This is a genomic window from Streptomyces sp. a15 (assembly GCF_059026085.1).
This window is the reverse complement of record NZ_JBWLKM010000038.1, coordinates 46276-61313: the sequence shown is the minus strand read 5'-3', so window position 1 is coordinate 61313 and position 15038 is coordinate 46276. Positions and strand designations below refer to the sequence as shown.

At 67.6% G+C, this 15038-nt stretch carries 17 protein-coding genes; 14 read left to right on the top strand and 3 right to left on the bottom strand.

Annotated elements, in window-relative coordinates; translation table 11 throughout:
- Positions 1-42: 42 nt before the first annotated feature.
- The 12 genes from AC5P09_RS30955 to AC5P09_RS30900 all read left to right on the top strand — a co-directional run bounded on the left by AC5P09_RS30955 (position 43) and on the right by AC5P09_RS30900 (position 10513).
- Positions 43-1161: a DNA-processing protein DprA gene (locus AC5P09_RS30955; protein WP_493877045.1), complete on the top strand. Its 1119-nt coding sequence runs from the start codon at positions 43-45 to the stop codon at positions 1159-1161.
- An 8-nt stretch (positions 1162-1169) separates the two neighbouring features.
- Positions 1170-1976, top strand: coding sequence for a hypothetical protein (locus AC5P09_RS30950; RefSeq protein WP_493877044.1), 807 nt, complete (start codon positions 1170-1172; stop codon positions 1974-1976).
- A gap of 245 nt (positions 1977-2221) precedes the next feature.
- Positions 2222-3265 (top strand): tyrosine-type recombinase/integrase, encoded by a 1044-nt coding sequence (locus tag AC5P09_RS30945; RefSeq protein ID WP_493877043.1) that lies wholly within the window; start codon positions 2222-2224, stop codon positions 3263-3265.
- Positions 3262-3477: a hypothetical protein gene (locus tag AC5P09_RS30940; RefSeq protein WP_493877042.1), complete on the top strand. Its 216-nt coding sequence runs from the start codon at positions 3262-3264 to the stop codon at positions 3475-3477. Before AC5P09_RS30945 ends, AC5P09_RS30940 begins: the two co-directional genes overlap by 4 nt.
- A gap of 135 nt (positions 3478-3612) precedes the next feature.
- Positions 3613-4122, top strand: coding sequence for a hypothetical protein (locus AC5P09_RS30935; RefSeq protein ID WP_493877041.1), 510 nt, complete (start codon positions 3613-3615; stop codon positions 4120-4122).
- Between the two features lie 84 nt (positions 4123-4206).
- On the top strand, positions 4207-4839 hold the full coding sequence (locus tag AC5P09_RS30930; RefSeq protein WP_493877040.1) for a hypothetical protein: 633 nt from the start codon (positions 4207-4209) through the stop codon (positions 4837-4839).
- Complete coding sequence (locus AC5P09_RS30925; RefSeq protein WP_493877039.1) at positions 4836-5354, top strand: DUF6248 family natural product biosynthesis protein; 519 nt, start codon at positions 4836-4838, stop codon at positions 5352-5354. Before AC5P09_RS30930 ends, AC5P09_RS30925 begins: the two co-directional genes overlap by 4 nt.
- Positions 5351-5710: a Mom family adenine methylcarbamoylation protein gene (locus tag AC5P09_RS30920; RefSeq protein WP_493877038.1), complete on the top strand. Its 360-nt coding sequence runs from the start codon at positions 5351-5353 to the stop codon at positions 5708-5710. The genes AC5P09_RS30925 and AC5P09_RS30920 overlap by 4 nt, the downstream gene beginning before the upstream one ends.
- Before the next feature lie 132 nt (positions 5711-5842).
- Positions 5843-6997: a tyrosine-type recombinase/integrase gene (locus AC5P09_RS30915; protein ID WP_493877037.1), complete on the top strand. Its 1155-nt coding sequence runs from the start codon at positions 5843-5845 to the stop codon at positions 6995-6997.
- Positions 6994-9588 (top strand): tyrosine-type recombinase/integrase, encoded by a 2595-nt coding sequence (locus AC5P09_RS30910; RefSeq protein ID WP_493877036.1) that lies wholly within the window; start codon positions 6994-6996, stop codon positions 9586-9588. The genes AC5P09_RS30915 and AC5P09_RS30910 overlap by 4 nt, the downstream gene beginning before the upstream one ends.
- Positions 9585-10253, top strand: a complete 669-nt coding sequence (locus AC5P09_RS30905) for a hypothetical protein (protein ID WP_493877035.1) — start codon at positions 9585-9587, stop codon at positions 10251-10253. Before AC5P09_RS30910 ends, AC5P09_RS30905 begins: the two co-directional genes overlap by 4 nt.
- On the top strand, positions 10250-10513 hold the full coding sequence (locus tag AC5P09_RS30900; RefSeq protein WP_493877034.1) for an AAA family ATPase: 264 nt from the start codon (positions 10250-10252) through the stop codon (positions 10511-10513). Before AC5P09_RS30905 ends, AC5P09_RS30900 begins: the two co-directional genes overlap by 4 nt.
- A gap of 387 nt (positions 10514-10900) precedes the next feature.
- Here the strand turns inward: AC5P09_RS30900 and AC5P09_RS30895 are convergent, their stop codons facing one another.
- Genes AC5P09_RS30895 through AC5P09_RS30885 form a run of 3 tightly spaced genes read right to left on the bottom strand, consistent with a single transcriptional unit; the run spans position 10901 to position 13824 of the window.
- On the bottom strand, positions 10901-11626 hold the full coding sequence (locus tag AC5P09_RS30895) for a hypothetical protein (protein WP_493877033.1): 726 nt from the start codon (positions 11624-11626) through the stop codon (positions 10901-10903).
- A gap of 54 nt (positions 11627-11680) precedes the next feature.
- Positions 11681-12298, bottom strand: coding sequence for a hypothetical protein (locus AC5P09_RS30890; protein ID WP_493877032.1), 618 nt, complete (start codon positions 12296-12298; stop codon positions 11681-11683).
- A gap of 17 nt (positions 12299-12315) precedes the next feature.
- Positions 12316-13824 carry a hypothetical protein gene (locus AC5P09_RS30885; protein WP_493877031.1) on the bottom strand — a complete coding sequence of 503 codons (1509 nt, stop codon included), beginning with the start codon at positions 13822-13824 and terminating at the stop codon, positions 12316-12318.
- A gap of 428 nt (positions 13825-14252) precedes the next feature.
- On the opposite strand from AC5P09_RS30885, the gene AC5P09_RS30880 reads away from it, so the two are divergent.
- Both AC5P09_RS30880 and AC5P09_RS30875 read left to right on the top strand, forming a co-directional pair.
- Positions 14253-14567, top strand: a complete 315-nt coding sequence (locus AC5P09_RS30880; RefSeq protein WP_493877030.1) for a hypothetical protein — start codon at positions 14253-14255, stop codon at positions 14565-14567.
- 69 nt (positions 14568-14636) lie between these two features.
- The gene (locus AC5P09_RS30875; RefSeq protein ID WP_493877029.1) at positions 14637-15029 is read left to right on the top strand and encodes a hypothetical protein; all 393 of its coding nucleotides are present in this window, start codon (positions 14637-14639) and stop codon (positions 15027-15029) included.
- Positions 15030-15038: the final 9 nt, after the last annotated feature.

The window sequence follows — 15038 nt, the reverse complement described above, 5'->3', positions numbered from 1 at the left end:
TCGCCTGCCGGTGCCGCGCCCTGCCCGAAAGGCCGGCCGCCCATGCCCGCACACGCCCTGTCCGAACGAGCCGCCCGCGCCGCGCTCGCCGCCCACTTCACTCCAGGCCAACTCGCCGCCGACCTCACCGAGTACACCCCGGCCGAGGTGTGGGACCGGCGCGTCCGCAGCGACGGCAGCGGACTCCTTGCCTCCTACCGGCCATCCGAGGAACTCGCCCAAGCAGAGCTGACCTGCCCGTTCGTCATCCCCTCGGACGAGGAGTGGCCCACCGCCCTCGCCGACATGGGCCCCGCCTGCCCGCTGGGCCTGTGGGTCAGCGGCCGCGAGCGACTTGCGCGGCTGACCGACAGCGCCGTCGCCGTGACCGGCAACCGGGTCCCCACCGAGCAGGCCGTCACCCGCGCGCACGACTTCGCCACCGCCCTCGCCGAGGCCGGCCACACCGTCACCGCCACGCTCGCCTACGGCGTCGACTCCACCGCCCACCAGGCCGCCGCCGAGACGGGCCGGGCGACCCTCGCCGTCCTGCCCCGCGGCCTCGACGGTGCCCACCCCCACGCACACGCCCCGCTGCTGCGCTCCATCCTCAACAGCGGCGGCGCGGCCGTCAGTCTCTCCCGGCCCGGCACCGAAGCCAGCGGCGCGACGCTGAAGGCCAGCGCCGCCCTGCTGGCCGCGCTCGCCCGGGCGGTGATCCTCGTCGAGGCCCTGGACCACGTCGTGGCGATGCACGCGGCCGAGACTGCGGTCGACCTTCACCGGCCCCTGCTCGCCGCGCCCGCCACCGGCGACGTCCGCTCCAGCGGCAACGCCCGCCTCATCGACAAACAGCTCGCCGTGAACAGCCCGGACCCCCATCTCGCGCTCGCCCTGCCGCACGCGCGCGTGGCCCGCGCCGGCGACGTCGCGGACGGCGACCTGCTCCTGGCCGCGGTCGGGAAGGACGGCGCCGACTACTTCAACACCCCCTACATCGCCCACCCCGAGCCCTTCGACCCGTCGTGCAAATGCGGCGTGTGCTGCCTCATCACGAAGCCCGGCGAGGTGGTGGTGCTGTCCCAAGGCGATCCCTGGGAGTCCTGCGACCCGTGGCCCGCCGACGACCGCCTGCTCATCGTCTCCGCCCAGCGGCTGACCGACCGGCCCCTCGAGGAGTGAGAGCCGCCATGTCCCGTACGACGTACACGCCGTCACTGCCCGGCCTCAGCGCCGCCGACGACGACCTGGACACCATCATCAACTGGGGCGCCGGCGCTGACTCCTCGGCCTACATCGCCAAGATGCTCACCGCCCCGGACGCGCACGGCATCGACCTCGACCGCACCGCCGTCCTCTACATGGCCACCGGCAGCGAGTGGCCCGAAACCCGGCTCCTGGCCGACGAGTTCATGATCCCGCTGCTGCGCGAGAACGGCGTGCGCTTCGTCCAGCTGGCACGCAACGGGCACCTCCAGGCCGACGGGTTCACGATCCTGGACGACTCCCGCCACCCCGAGCGGCTCATCGCGCGCGGGCCGTGGACGCTGTGGGACGACCAGGAGTCCGTCGGCACGGTGCCCCAGGTGGCCGGCACCCGCAAATGCAGCCTGTGGGCGAAGGGAGACGTCGGCGACTGGTGGCTCAAGCAGGTCTTCGGCGGCCGCCCGTTCCGCCAGATCATGGGCTTCAACGCCGACGAGGAAGGCCGCCGCCTCGGCGACCAGGTCACCTCGAAGATGCCCGGGCGTACCGGGGAGTTCCCGCTCATCGACTGGGGCTGGAACCGGCAGCGGTGCGAGGCCTACCTGCTGGAGCGGTTCGGCGTGCACTGGCCGAAGTCGTACTGCACGTTCTGCTTTATGTGGAATCGGAAGAGATCATCTTGCCGTCCACGGGCAGCTCAGACCTCAGGCCGTTTCGTGTCGATTGGCCGCGCGCTCCAGCCATCAGGAGCAGCAGCCATGCCGACGTCGCTACAACGAAGATCGCGATGAGTGGCGACAGGCTGCCTCGCTTGAGGAAGAAGATGAACGACTCTGGTCCGTTCGTCAGCGCCACCAGGCCCAACAGTGTCAAGGCACCGATGGCGACTATTCCGAACAGCCGCTGTGCCCAGTAGCGAGCTACGGATCGGGCTTTCACGCGGTCCCGATGGTTCATCTTCGTGCCTCCTCGCGCTCGATGAGTCAGATCCTGTCAGCCACGCGCTGTCGCGGCTACAAACCCTTACCTTGCAGTCATGGCCCCGATCCCGTGGGGCAAGTTCCCCACTGTCGCAGAGCATCAACTGGCCCGCAGGTGGCTGCAGTTCACAGCCAACATCGGTCGAGCACCCAACACGATCGACGCGTACGGGCGGGCGGTCGAGGATCACCTGCGGTTCTGTGCATCGGAAGGCACGGACCCGCTGCTGGCCCGCGCGGACACCGTCGCCGCCTGGATCAGGGACATGCTGGACCGGTCATTGCGTCCGCCGTCGAAGGCTCCGCCTCGTACCCGGACGGGTTTGGCGAACGCAACCATCCAACAACGCCTGGTCGCTGTCCGGTCCTTCTACGAGTACTTGGTGGAGGACGGCCTGCGCGAGCAGAACCCGGTCCGCCGAGGGCAGGCAGGCCGTGGCGGCCGCAGACCCCGCCAGGGTCTCGTACGGCATATCGAGCAGGCTCCCTGGATCCCCAACGAGGACGTGTGGCAGCGGATTCTGGCAGCCTGCGCGGCGGAATCGCTGCGCAATCGGCTGATGGTCACGCTCGCCTACGACGGTGCTCTGCGCCGTGAAGAGCTTGTCCAGCTCGACGTCGAGGATTTCGAGCCCGCGCACCGTCTGATCCACCTGCGGGCGGAGACCACCAAGTCCCAAAGGGCCCGGGAAGTGGCCTTCGGCACCACCTCGTCGCAACTGTTCGTGGCCTATCTCCGCGAACGTCGCACACTGTTCGGCCGCATCGACGGGCCGCTGTTCCGGTCGATGTCGAACCGCAACTGCGGCGCCCCGCTGGGCGCTTCCAGCTGGTCGAAGACCGTCGAAGGCATCGCCCGACGCGCCGGGGCCGCCCGTCTGTCCACGCACACCTTCCGGCATCTACGGCTGACCGACCTGGCCCGGGCCGACTGGACCATCGACCAGATCGCCCAGTACGCCGGCCACCGCGATCTGGCGACCACCATGCGCTACATCCACCTGTCCGGACGCGAGCTGGCCGCCCGTTTCCACCGCGCGAACACCACCATCCACACCGACCGCGAGCGACTGCTCGCCTCACTGCTGGAGGAGCGATGAGCCAAGCCGACACCGGGCAAATCCCCACTGGAGTGATACCGCGTGAGGCTCTGCTCGACCTGATGCGCCCGGTCGACGAGGCCGTACGGGAATGGCCCCGAAAGACCGGCCGCGCCGCACGCAACCGAGTCCTCGACGCAGTCCGCGCCCGCGGCCTCTCCTACCACTCGTGGGACGAACCCACCTGGGCAGAGGTCTCCCGCCCGGAATGACCGGACCGTCACACAGTCAGCGACCCCTCAGACCGACCTCACCCGACCGAACGAAGGATCACGACCCTGTCTCAATTCTCAATAACTTGCCGCTTCTCCGCCTCCATGGGTTCGCTGCCAGCCCACATGGAGCGCATGCGCTCGCACCCGGACATCGCTGGCGAGGTGCTGCGCCTGGAGTACACGGCGATGAGCCTCAACCCGAACGCGAAGCTGTACGGCCGCAAGACCCTCCTGGAGATGTTCGACCCGACCCAGCCGCGGGACCGGGCGTGCCTGGAGGCGTTCGAGCGTGAGCTCGACATGCCGTGGGCGCTCTACCACGTGCGCCGGCTGTTCCTACTGACGGAGGACGGCAGGCGACGCCCGGTGAAGCGCTCCACCGAGCGCGTCGACCTCGGCCGCCCGCACCAGCTCGCCCGGCGCCTGATCTCCATCTCCGAGCGGCACGGCGTCGACGTCGAGCACGACCCGGTATACGGGCGCGCCCGGGCCTGGGTCCGGCCCCGCGCCAAGGGCTGGCCGATGGCGGAGGAACTCTTCGCCACCGCCCCCGCCCGCGTGATCGACAAGCAGGACCAGAACTTCGAGCAGCTCTGGGACGCCCTCGTCTCGGGCTCCGCCGCCCAGCTCCCCCTCGCCTGAACCGCCCCTCACCGCCACCTCCGGAAGGACTTCCCGTGGGCGCACCCATGCCCTCAGCCCCTGCTCCTCCCCCGCGTCTCCGCCGTGCTGTACCTGGCCACGCCGTCCGGAGCTGACGTACGGGCCGCCATGCAGGCCGGACTCCTGGCCTGCATGACGACCCCGGCCCAGGGCAACGTGATCCCGCCCGGCGCCCTGTACGCGTGCGACAACGGCAAGTTCGGCAAGGGATGGCCCGGCGAGCGGGCCTGGTTCGCGTGGCTGACGGCGACCGTCAACCGCTACGGCCGAGGCCGCTGTCTGTGGGCCGTCGCCCCTGATGTCCCGATGGACGCCGCGGCCACCCTCGCCGAGTCGCTGCCCTGGCTGGAGCCCATCCGCGCCCTGGGCATCCCGGCCGCGTTCGCCGCTCAGGACGGCAGCGAGCACGGCCTCATCCCCTGGGACTCGATCGACGTGCTGTTCCTCGCCGGCAGCACCGAGTGGAAGACCTCACCGGCCGCCCACCGCCTGGCTGTTGAGGCCCGGGAACGCGGCCTGGCCGTCCACATGGGCCGCGTCAACTCCCGTCGGCGGCTGCGCATCGCGCAGGCCTTCGGCTGCACCAGCTGCGACGGCACCTACCTCGCCTTCGGGCCCGACACCAACCTCCCCCGCCTCCTGGCCTGGATGAACGAACTCCACACCATCCCAACTCTGTTCGGAAACGAAGCATGACGACCCGACTGCGCCATATCGGCGCCGCGATCATGGGCATCCTCGACCCCATTCCCTCCACCGTGCCCTCGCCGATGAGCGAGGAGGAAGGCGCCTGGGTCCGCGCGCACGCCTGGACCAAGGGCCTGCGCAAGATCGATAACGCTTACCCCCGCGGCTTCCACCGCTGGTGCTCCTGCGAGCGCGGCATCTGCCCCGGCTGTGCCTCCGGGCACCACGACCGGTGCGTCAGAGCCGGTGGCCCCCGCGTCGACGAGCACGCCGACACCATCACCGACGCCCAAGGGTTCGTCGTCGCCGTGATCCGGTACGGACCGGGCCAGCGGCCCTGCCGGTGGCTCTGCCCCTGCCCTCACCCGGCGGCCGTCGAAGAGACCGCCGAGACGGGCAAACCCGAGAAACCCCCTGCCGCCCAGCGCGCCGTCCCCGCGCAGCGGCCTGCAGCCGCCCCGGAGGGACAGCTCCCCCTCTTCGCGAGCGGCCCGCAGGAGCACGGGGACGGGGAGGCACCGTGAGGTTCCCGGTCCAGGAGACCCTGCCGTTCGAGGACCTGCCGGAGGTACCGACCGCGTCCCCCTGGTGCCAGCGGTGGCGCGAGGGGAGGCATTCCTGGGCGCATGTCCGCGACGGAGGCTTCGACGCCCGCCGATACACCGTGGACGTCATCCCCGACGAGGAGCCCGCCAAGGGGTTCGTGCTCGCACACCATTACTCCGGCTCGTACCCGGCGGTGACGGTGCAGTTCGGCCTGTACGAAGTCGTCGACGGCGAGCGGCGGCTTTGCGGGGTGGCCGTGTTCGGGGTGCCGGTCAGCACCGCCGTCCTCACCAAGCCACTGCCCGAGCTCCGGCCTTCTGCGAATCGCGTCTGAGCATCGACTGACTCGTACCGTTCGCGAGCAGGCGGTCCAGTGAGGCGAATCATCCCTGCGCTCTGTGATGCACTCGCGCCCGGCCCCAACATCGGATACTTCGTTGAGTAATTGAGCTGCTACATTCCGTTGGTGCTCATTGTGGACAGGCCAACCGCCGAGATCCTCCGGGTCGAGGTCACTGACACGTTGGCCTACTGGACGGTTCTTGCCGGGCCCACCTTGACGGTCGTCGAGGACGTGGACGGCTTCCTCTGCCACCTGCGCTTCGGCCGGGCCCGCGCGGAATCGACCACGAAGACGTACGCCGGTCACCTCAAGCGCTTCCACGCCTGGTGCGGCGAGCACAGTCTGTCGCGGGAGCACGCGGCTGCCGAGCTCCCGCGCTACCTGATGAAGCTGAGGACCACACCCCGGCTGACGAGCGGCCGCGGCCAGGGGCAGCTCCCACAGGACTCCACGCTCGCCCCCGCCCTCGCGGCAATCCACGGCTTCTACCTGCACCTGGCCGACCTCCGCCGAATCAGCGCGAAGGTGGTCGACGCCCTGTTCATCACCGCTCCGCACCCGGCCACAGGAAAACTCGTCCTGGAACCGCGCATCCGCGTGGATCCGCGACCGAGCCACGCTTCCGGCCGGGCACCGGCCGCCAGCCACGAGGAGTTCGCCGCACTCCTACATGCCACGAAGACCGCCCGCGACCGCTGCATGGTCGCCCTGCTCGGCGCGTGCGCGCTGCGCGTCGGCCAGGTCGTCGGCCTGCTCCGCGAGGACATTCGCCTTGTCCCGGCCGGCAGTACCGTCCCGGGCTGTCCCTACAGCCTGGGCCCCCACCTGCACCTGGAGAAGCGTGACGGTCACCCACGCGGGGCGGCGAACAAGAACCGAGGCACCGTCATCGTTCCCGTGCCACAACCCGTGGTGATGCTCTACGCCGACTGGATGCGCGAACGCCTCACCATCCCCGGGGCGGGCAACGCCGTTTGGACCTTCGTCTCGTTCCCGGGCCCCACGGGAGAGCCGGGCGGGCAGGTCCTCGGCACGCGGCGGGTGCAGGACCTTGTATCGGATCTCGCCCGGGACGCCGGCATCCGGCACATCCATCCGCACATGCTGCGGCACACCTTCGGCGAGACCGCAGCCGACCTCGACGTCGCGTGCGACGTCCTCCAGTGCCTGCTCGGCCACCGTGACGTCACGAGCCAGAACGTGTACCGCAACCCTTCCGACGCCCGTGTCGCCCACGCCGCACGGGCCGTGAACGACAAGATCTTCGGACCAAGATGACGACTTCTGCACCTCTGCCCGCTCCAGCTCCCGCGGCCGGATGGGAACCGGCCTGGGACTACTTGGCCCGGCACGGCCTCGACCGGTCCCCGCTCCAGCTGCGCTTCCCCCTGGGCGCCGACTGGCACTCGCTGCGCCGCTGCCGGCACACCGATTGCGAGCGGCCGGCCACGAGCTGGCCCTGGCTGTGCCACCGCTGCGCATCCGACTGGCAGGAGGCTGGCGCCCCGGACGACATCGACAGATGGAGCGCAAACGCACCCGTGCCGCTCGCCCGCCGCACCTACGCCGAGTATCGGTGCAGGGTGGGCTGCGACTGCGCCGCGGAGGTCCATGGCCTGTGCAAGAGCTGTGCCTCCGAGCGCCGAGTACTCCGGCTGACCGTCGAGGAGTACCTCGCCCGGGGCCGCGAGCCTCGTCCGGGCTTCGGGAAGTGCCTGGTCCGCGTGTGCCCACGCATGGCCGTGGTGCGGCGAAGCCGACTGTGCCTGCCTCACCAGCGGCAGTGGTCCAACGCGGGGACGCCCGACCGCGAGGCTTGGGCTCTGACGGCAACCGCGGTCTACACATCCATCGACGTGGTGCCGCTCGCCGATCTTGCGCCGACGGTCGTGGCGCAGGTGCTGCGCGGGTACGAGGCCCAGCTCCGTCAGGGCGGCCGGATCAACCCCGCACAGGTCAAGTCGGCGGTGCGCTGGCTGTGCGACCACACGGTCAACGACCTGACCGCCGCGGAACTGCCGTCCAAGGGCGCGAAGACGACGTATCTGCGGCTCTGGCAGCGGACCCTGCCGCTCCTGGAAGCCGACCCCGCGACGGAGCACACCCGGCCCCTGGTCAGGCTGCACATCCTCAACCCCCGCTACAAGGGCGGAAGCGTCGATCTGCAAGACGTCCACGCCCCCTGGGTCACGCACCTCGCCCAGCAGTACCTGCACCACCTCGCCGCCGCCGGCGCCTCCTCGGCACGGTTGATGACCGTCGGCTACGCGTCCCGGTGGTTCGGGCTGTTCCTGCGCACCCTGCTCGGCGAGGGCCGAAGGCCGGGCGACGTAGGCCGCGACGGCATGCTCACCTACCTGCGCTGGCTCACGCACCGAGCCCGAGACACCAGCGACTACCAGCTCCTCAACGAGGACGACCCGGTACGGCAGATCGTCGCAGAGCGCCTCCTGCCATCCCGCCAAGGCGCCAGACCGTTGCTGGTCACGCCCGTGCGCCACTACGAGCTGGTGAAGGTGCTGCGTGAGGTCCTCGAACATGGCAGGACATGGCTCGCGGACAATCATGCTGCGGACGTCCATCTGCTGGAGATGGACGTGCCGCCCTACCCGGAGCGGGATGACACGGCCAGCGAGCTGGAGGGCCGCTCCCAGGACGCCCTGCCCGAACAGGTCTTCTTCCAGCTCATGGACGAGCGCAATCTCGCCCTGCTGCCGGCCGGGAGCCGCCGCAACTGCGTCGAGCTGGCCATGCGCGTGGGCCGGCGGCCGTGGGAGCTTCGCCACCTGGAGTTCGACTGCCTGGAGTGGCACGACATCGAGGTGGAGGACCCGGACGGGACGGTGCGCCGCCGGTCCTACCCCTTCCTCGCGTACTGGATGCAGAAGGTCCGCCGGCGGCACAAACTCCCGCTCCACCCCAGCGACGCCGAGGTCATCACCCGCCAGCAGGACCACCTGCGGCGCGAATCCCCGCACCTGTTCCACGAAGACGGCCGGCCCCGCTCCACCCGCATGGTGCTCTTTCCCACCCCCCGCCGCTCCCGTGCCAACGCGCTCGGCGAGCGACCGTACGACAGCAGCACGATCGGCTACTGGCTTCAGACCTGGCTCGACCAGTTCACCGTGACCGACGAGCGCGGCAAGCCCTTTGACCAGGCACGGGTGTTCCCCTACGCCTTCCGGCACACCTACGCCCAGCTCCGCGCCGACGCCGGCGTCCCGCTCGACATCCTGCAAGTCCTCATGGCCCACCAGGACCCCTCCACCACGCAGGTCTACTACCGGCCCTCGCACCCCCGGCGGGTGGAAGCGGTGCGCGCCATCGCCGCCAGGTACCAGTTCGACCTCACCGGCGGCCGCATCCGCGCACGTACCCCCGACGACGACCTCGCCGACCGGATCCGCGCGGGCGTCGGCTCGGTGCCCGTCCCCGCGGGACGCTGCCACGAGATGAACAACGTTCGCGCCGACGGGCACGGCTGCCCGGTGTACAACCGCTGCTTCTCCTGCACCTTCTACACCACCGACTTCACCCACCTGCCCGAGCTGCGCCAACTCCGCGCTGGGAAGGCGGAGCAGCTCGCCGCGCTGGAGAGCGCCTACGGCGGCGTGCTCACCGCAGGCCCCTTGAGCGCGGCAAACCTAGAACTGCTGCGCCGGGAGATCCAGCAGATCGACGAACTCGTCGGCAAATGCGAAGCCGACGTCGACTCCCTCACCCGCGAAGAACGGGCCACGGTGGAGTCCTGGCTCCACACCAGGGACCGGTTCCTCACCATCGTCCCCGTAGCGGCGGTTCTGGCCGGACGGCAGCGTCTGGACCAGCCGACCGTCGACCCGATCGTCACCGAAGGGAGGACCGGATGACACGATCGGCTAACCCGCGCAAGCAGCCAGGCCGGGCGACGATCCCCGCCAGCCGGGTTGAGGTCCTCGATGCCGGCAGGGCGGCCGCCGTTCAGCGGCGCCGTGCCGACAGTGAACAGTGCCGACAGCGGGTCCTCGACGTCCTGGCCGCGATGCGCAGGAGCCGCCAGGCCCTCACCGACGCGGAGATCACCAGGCGGGCCGCCGTCAACCCGCAGTACCTTCAACGCCACCGCGACCTCAAAGCGGAAGCCGAGACCGTCCGCGCCCACCTCGTCCAAGACGGGCCGCGGGCGGCGGCAGCAGCGACCGCCCGCAGGGAGGCGGCCCTCGAAGTCGAGAACCGCATGCTGCTTGAACAGAGCGCAGTCCTGCAACGAACCCTTCACGAGGTCCAGAACGAGCTGCGCACGCTGCGCGCCCACGAATTGGGCGCCCGCCTCCGCGACGGCCTGGACGCCCGCCCGCTGCGGGATGCGGAGATTCAGGAACTACGCGAGCAACGGGACGCAGCACTCGCGGCCGGCCGCCAGGCAGAGACCGCCATGCAGGCACTCCGCAACGTCAACCAGCGGCTGATGGTCGAGAACAGTCGGCTGATCGCCGCAGGTGCTGCGGAACCAACCGGGACAGCCGCAGCTGCCCGCAAGCCGTACGGCCCATGAGAAGCCCGCTGCTCGACGAACTCCCCGCCGACGCGGCGGCCGCGGTGGTGCGCCTGGTCGGCGACACCTACCAGCTCGCCGCCGTCGAGGCCAGGGGAGCGCTACGGCTCATCGCTGGGGCGGGCGGCGCCGCCGCACTCGACCAGCTGCACGGCTTCCGCGCGGCCGGGGAAGCCGACGCCTCCCTCACCCTGCGCGTCAGCAACGACCACCGGACGGCCGAACCGTTCACCGCGCAGCCGCCTCGGTCTTCACATTGAACGCGCCGACAGGCCCCGACGCCTACGAATCGAAGCCGACAATGACCCGTCCCAGCACGAGTGGTTGGCTCTACTGCTTCTTGGTATGCCGCACGAAGAGCTCGTAACACGATCGTGATCGGGCCTTCTTGAGGCGTCTCCAGCAGATGAGGCTGGTGGAGCAGGGCGAAGGTCTGCTCGACGACGTAGCGGAGCTTGCCGATGCCCTTGATGTTCGGTGATCCCTTGCGTGAGATGACGGGCAGGATGCGCCGTTGCCGCAGTGCGTCTCGTCCACTTCAAGCGCCTCGCCGTCCGCTGGGAACGCCGCACCGAGTCTTCTCAAGGTTGCCGCAATTCTACTGCGCTTACGAACTTCGACGGTCCGGACCGCCGGTACGGACGGCCTCATGGCGCCGTGTCGCCGATTCGCAGCGCTAGCTTAACTGTGGACCCCTTCGACACCACCGACCCGCCTGGCGGGTCCTGCGCCTTAACGAAGAGTCCCCCACCGAACGGTGGTGGATGGATGTCGTCGGCGGCGAGGTCAGCGACATACGCGAGGTTTCCGAACTCGCCCGCGAGGACGATCGGCTCGTCGGTAAACGGGGCGAGGAAGCTGGGGTTCGCCGGGGGTACGAGAACACCGTTGATCGGGAATGGCGCCGGTACGAGAAGACCGTTGATCGGGAATTGCTCCACCATATTCGGGACCGTGACCCGGGTGGAATCCCCGATCTTCGGGAGCAGGCGCGCGAAGTCCTCCGGAGCGGACTGGACGCGCATGCACGTGGTGGCATCGTTGGAGCACTTCGACATCTGCAACCGGATCGCATCCACCTGCTGCAAGCAGTCCTTACGCGCCTTGGCCAGCACCGCGTCATCGACGTTGCTGCCATCCGCGTTCTTGAACTGGTCGATGTTCTTGCGGACGAAGTCGATGTTGTTGATGACGGTGCTGAACCCGTTGAGCAGGCTCGCATTGAAGGTCAGCACGTCCTGCTGGTTCTGCACGTCGATGAACGTGAGCTCGTCGCCGGGGAGCGCCAGTTCCCTATAGTCGTGCACCAGCATTGAGTACGGCACGCCTTGGTCGACTCCGACCAGGGTCGGGAACACGCGAGCCTTCTGCATGATCGCGTCGAGGGTGGTCTCGGTCCCTGTATTGGAGCCACCAGCTTGGAAGACCTAGACGCTCACGTCGAGCTTGCTCTTGGAGGCGGCGATCTTTGAGGAGATGTTGGCGTCGAGCGAGCCGCCCGCGACACCGGGTGCGCCTGCGCGGAAGTGAATCTCCCCCGCGATCGACGTGCGTTCCGTCGTGTCCAGGCTCTCCACCTTGTAGATCGCGAAGTACTCGCCCCCGGTTTTGATCCCGTGGATGAACCGGTCCCCGAACCGGTCGCGGAAACGGGCGGTCTTGTGTTTGCGCAAGAGGTCTGCAGCCTCCTCCGACAGCACCGGGTTGTCCAGCGTCTGGGTCGCGTTGAAGACCTGGACGCCCACCACCACGTAGAGCGAGAAGTTGTTCACCGCGATGTCGGTGGCGAACTTGAACTTCGCGCTGGCATCACCAAACATGCTCCCCGCACTCACGTCACCGGAGATGCCCAGTGCCTGATTCAGGACGCTCGTCTCCTGCGCGATCTGCAGGGTCTTCGTCACGGTCTGCCCGCCGGCCTGCGCTGGCGCCGTCAGCGATGTGCCCATCACCGCCGGGCTCTTGGTCGCTACGCCGGTCAGCACGTCGTAGCCCAGGCCCACCTTCATTCCGTCCAGGAACGGGATCTCTGTCTGCGCCGCCATCGTCGCCTCGCTCAGATTTACGGTCCGGGATTCGCCTGCAGTGGGGACACGCTGACGTGCAGTACGCTGCCGCGCGGAACAGACGTGCCGTCCGCTGGAGTCTGTCCGACGATGGTGCCCGCGTCGGGCAACATGGGTGAGCCCAGCACCCCGAAGTCCAGTACCTCAGGGTTGTCGATGATGAAGTAGAACCCCTGCTCGCCCAGGAGGTCCACGAGCACCCGGTTCTTCGTGAAGTCAAAGATCCCGGAGGACGTTACGGCCTTCGTCCCGATCAGGTGCGGAACCCGCTGCAGACCCGGCCGGGGTTGGCGCAGGATCGGCAGCCGATTTGTGAAGTCCTCGGGTGACTGGGTGAAGTGCACACAGGTGGAGGCATCCCGGGTGCAGTCGGAGATGGCCCTGGTCAACTGGTCGACGATGGCCAGGCACTGCTGACGGGCCTGCTGCAGGGCCACGTCGTCCGGCGGTGACCCGTCCGGATTGTGGAATCGATCGAGATGCTTGCGGATAAAGTCGATATCGTTGACCAGCGTCGTGAAGTCGTTCAGCAGCCGGGAATTGAAGAGGAGGCACTCGGTCTGCTGCTCCTGATCGAAGAAATTCAGATTGTCACCCGGGAGTTTCAACCCATTGTACTCGTCGAGGAGGACCTGGTAGGGAAGAGCTTGGCCGCCCGAGACCAGGTTCGGGAACTTGTGAGCCTTCTCGATCATCTCTGACAGCTCCGTCTCCGTCTCACTAATCCCGCCGGCCGAGTAGACGAAGACGTTCACGTTCAGCTCGTTGCGCGAGGTGGACTTCGTGCTCTCGACGGCAGCGTTTAGATTGGCCTGCAAGGCTGGGTTGTGGAAGCTCGCCGAGATTTGCGCCGCAACGTCGGTGCGCTCCTGCTCGTCGAAACTCTGCACGCGGTATACCGCGTAGTACTCACCACCGGATTTCAGGCCGGAGATGTATCGGTTGCCGAAGCGCTCACGGAAAATATCCGTCTTCCCGATGGTCAGCAGGTCGGTCGCGTCCTGAACGAGAGCCGGCGCGTCCACCGTCACACAGGAGTTGATTACCTCCACCGCCAGCACCGCGTACAGGCAGTACTGCGTTACCGCGCACTGGTTCGCGAACTGCATCTTCGCCGTCGCGGAGAAACCCGCGTAGCTGCCGGACACTGCGGCGGACAGTCCCAAGGCCTCCTGGAGCGAGTTGGTCCCCTGCACCAGGCGGAAGGTCGTCGTGACGGTCTGCCCGCCGCTAGTCTGTGGCGGACTGGCCTGCGGGTTCTGGATGACCCGGGCGCTCGATGGGCTGCCGGTCAGCAGATCGAAGCCTAGGCCAACCTTCATCCCGCTCACGAATGGGATCTTCAGCTGCTGTCCCATGTCTGTCCTCCAGCGAAGGCACGACCAACCCTCTTGCTTGGCTTGCTCTGCGGTGTAGGAGACGCCATGGATCTTGATGCCGGCGGGATCCAGAAGGGTGATGGTGCCGCCGTCGTTGCCAAGCTGAACCCCGTTCGAAGGGGTCATGACTAGGGTGGCGCCCGCGGCGAGGGGGCCAGGCGTAGGCGGGACTTGCGACCGCGCGTCTACAGTCGAAGCGGCGGTCACCACTCTTCGAGCTGTCCAACACAATCTCCAGGATGGCGCGGCTACAACAATTCGCAACTGGTCGAGTACGGCCGCTCTCGATGTCCCGCCGTTGGGCTGGGGATATGAGTTACGGACCCGAAAATGCTGAAAGCATTGCACGTCAATCATGCCGCCACTATCCGTCACCCTACGCATATGCATCTCCGGTTGCAGGCGCAGAACGCCGGGCGGAGCATGGATAAACGCAACTACGCGCACCACCCACCGTCCCCCATACCACCTCGGACATACGTCGGCGCAAGTCGGTTGCCGGTGGCGCGACTGACCGGCGGATCAGGTGAGTCAAGTGGCCAATGATCACATCGATGTCTTTCGACGCTGGCTACCCAAAGATGATCAAGGACAACTGGCCCGGCCTGTGGACAACCGGGCAAAATCTGAGGGGAGGGTTCGTGTGGCCCCAGAAGGTCGGAGGGCGCCAGGTAACGCCGCTGCTGCCTGATGAAGGATTCGGCGACGACCCGCCCCTCGACGCACCCAAATCTCTGGCTTTCTGGGGACGAGGCGTAGGCGGAGACTGGCAGGTGACCATCTCTCAACAGCAGTTCGAAACGGGGCTGAACCTGAACGGACTGACACAGATCCAACTGTGGATCGGATACCAATTCCTCCACGGTTAACCAACCACCCCCACGATTAAGCACTGCACTTACAGAAAGGCTCATCTAATGCCTATCGGACTGACCCCCATGACTCTAGACGTAAACGGCACGAATGAGAACGGGAATCAGGTGACAAGGTTCGCCTTCACAAGGTTTGATGATGGCGGTAACCCTGTAGAGGATTTCTTTTTTGATCACGTCCATGGGGACGACGGTCCTGGGGTAGTCACGTCGGTTTCTTTTCAGAGCATGTCCGTTCAGCAATCTGGCGATCAAGGTGCGTTGTCATTGCTGGACCTTACGGATGCAAGGCTACTCACACTGGTAGACGAAGAGGCACCACCCACCATTCCGCAGGATGAATGGCCTGTGAAGCTCTTCCTGGGTGGATTCGTATTTGCACAATGGGACCTCATCTTCAATGCACCAGTTGATTCTTTCGATCTCGACGGTCGGTGGGCAAGGCCGCCTCAGCCGTGAAGGTCCGAT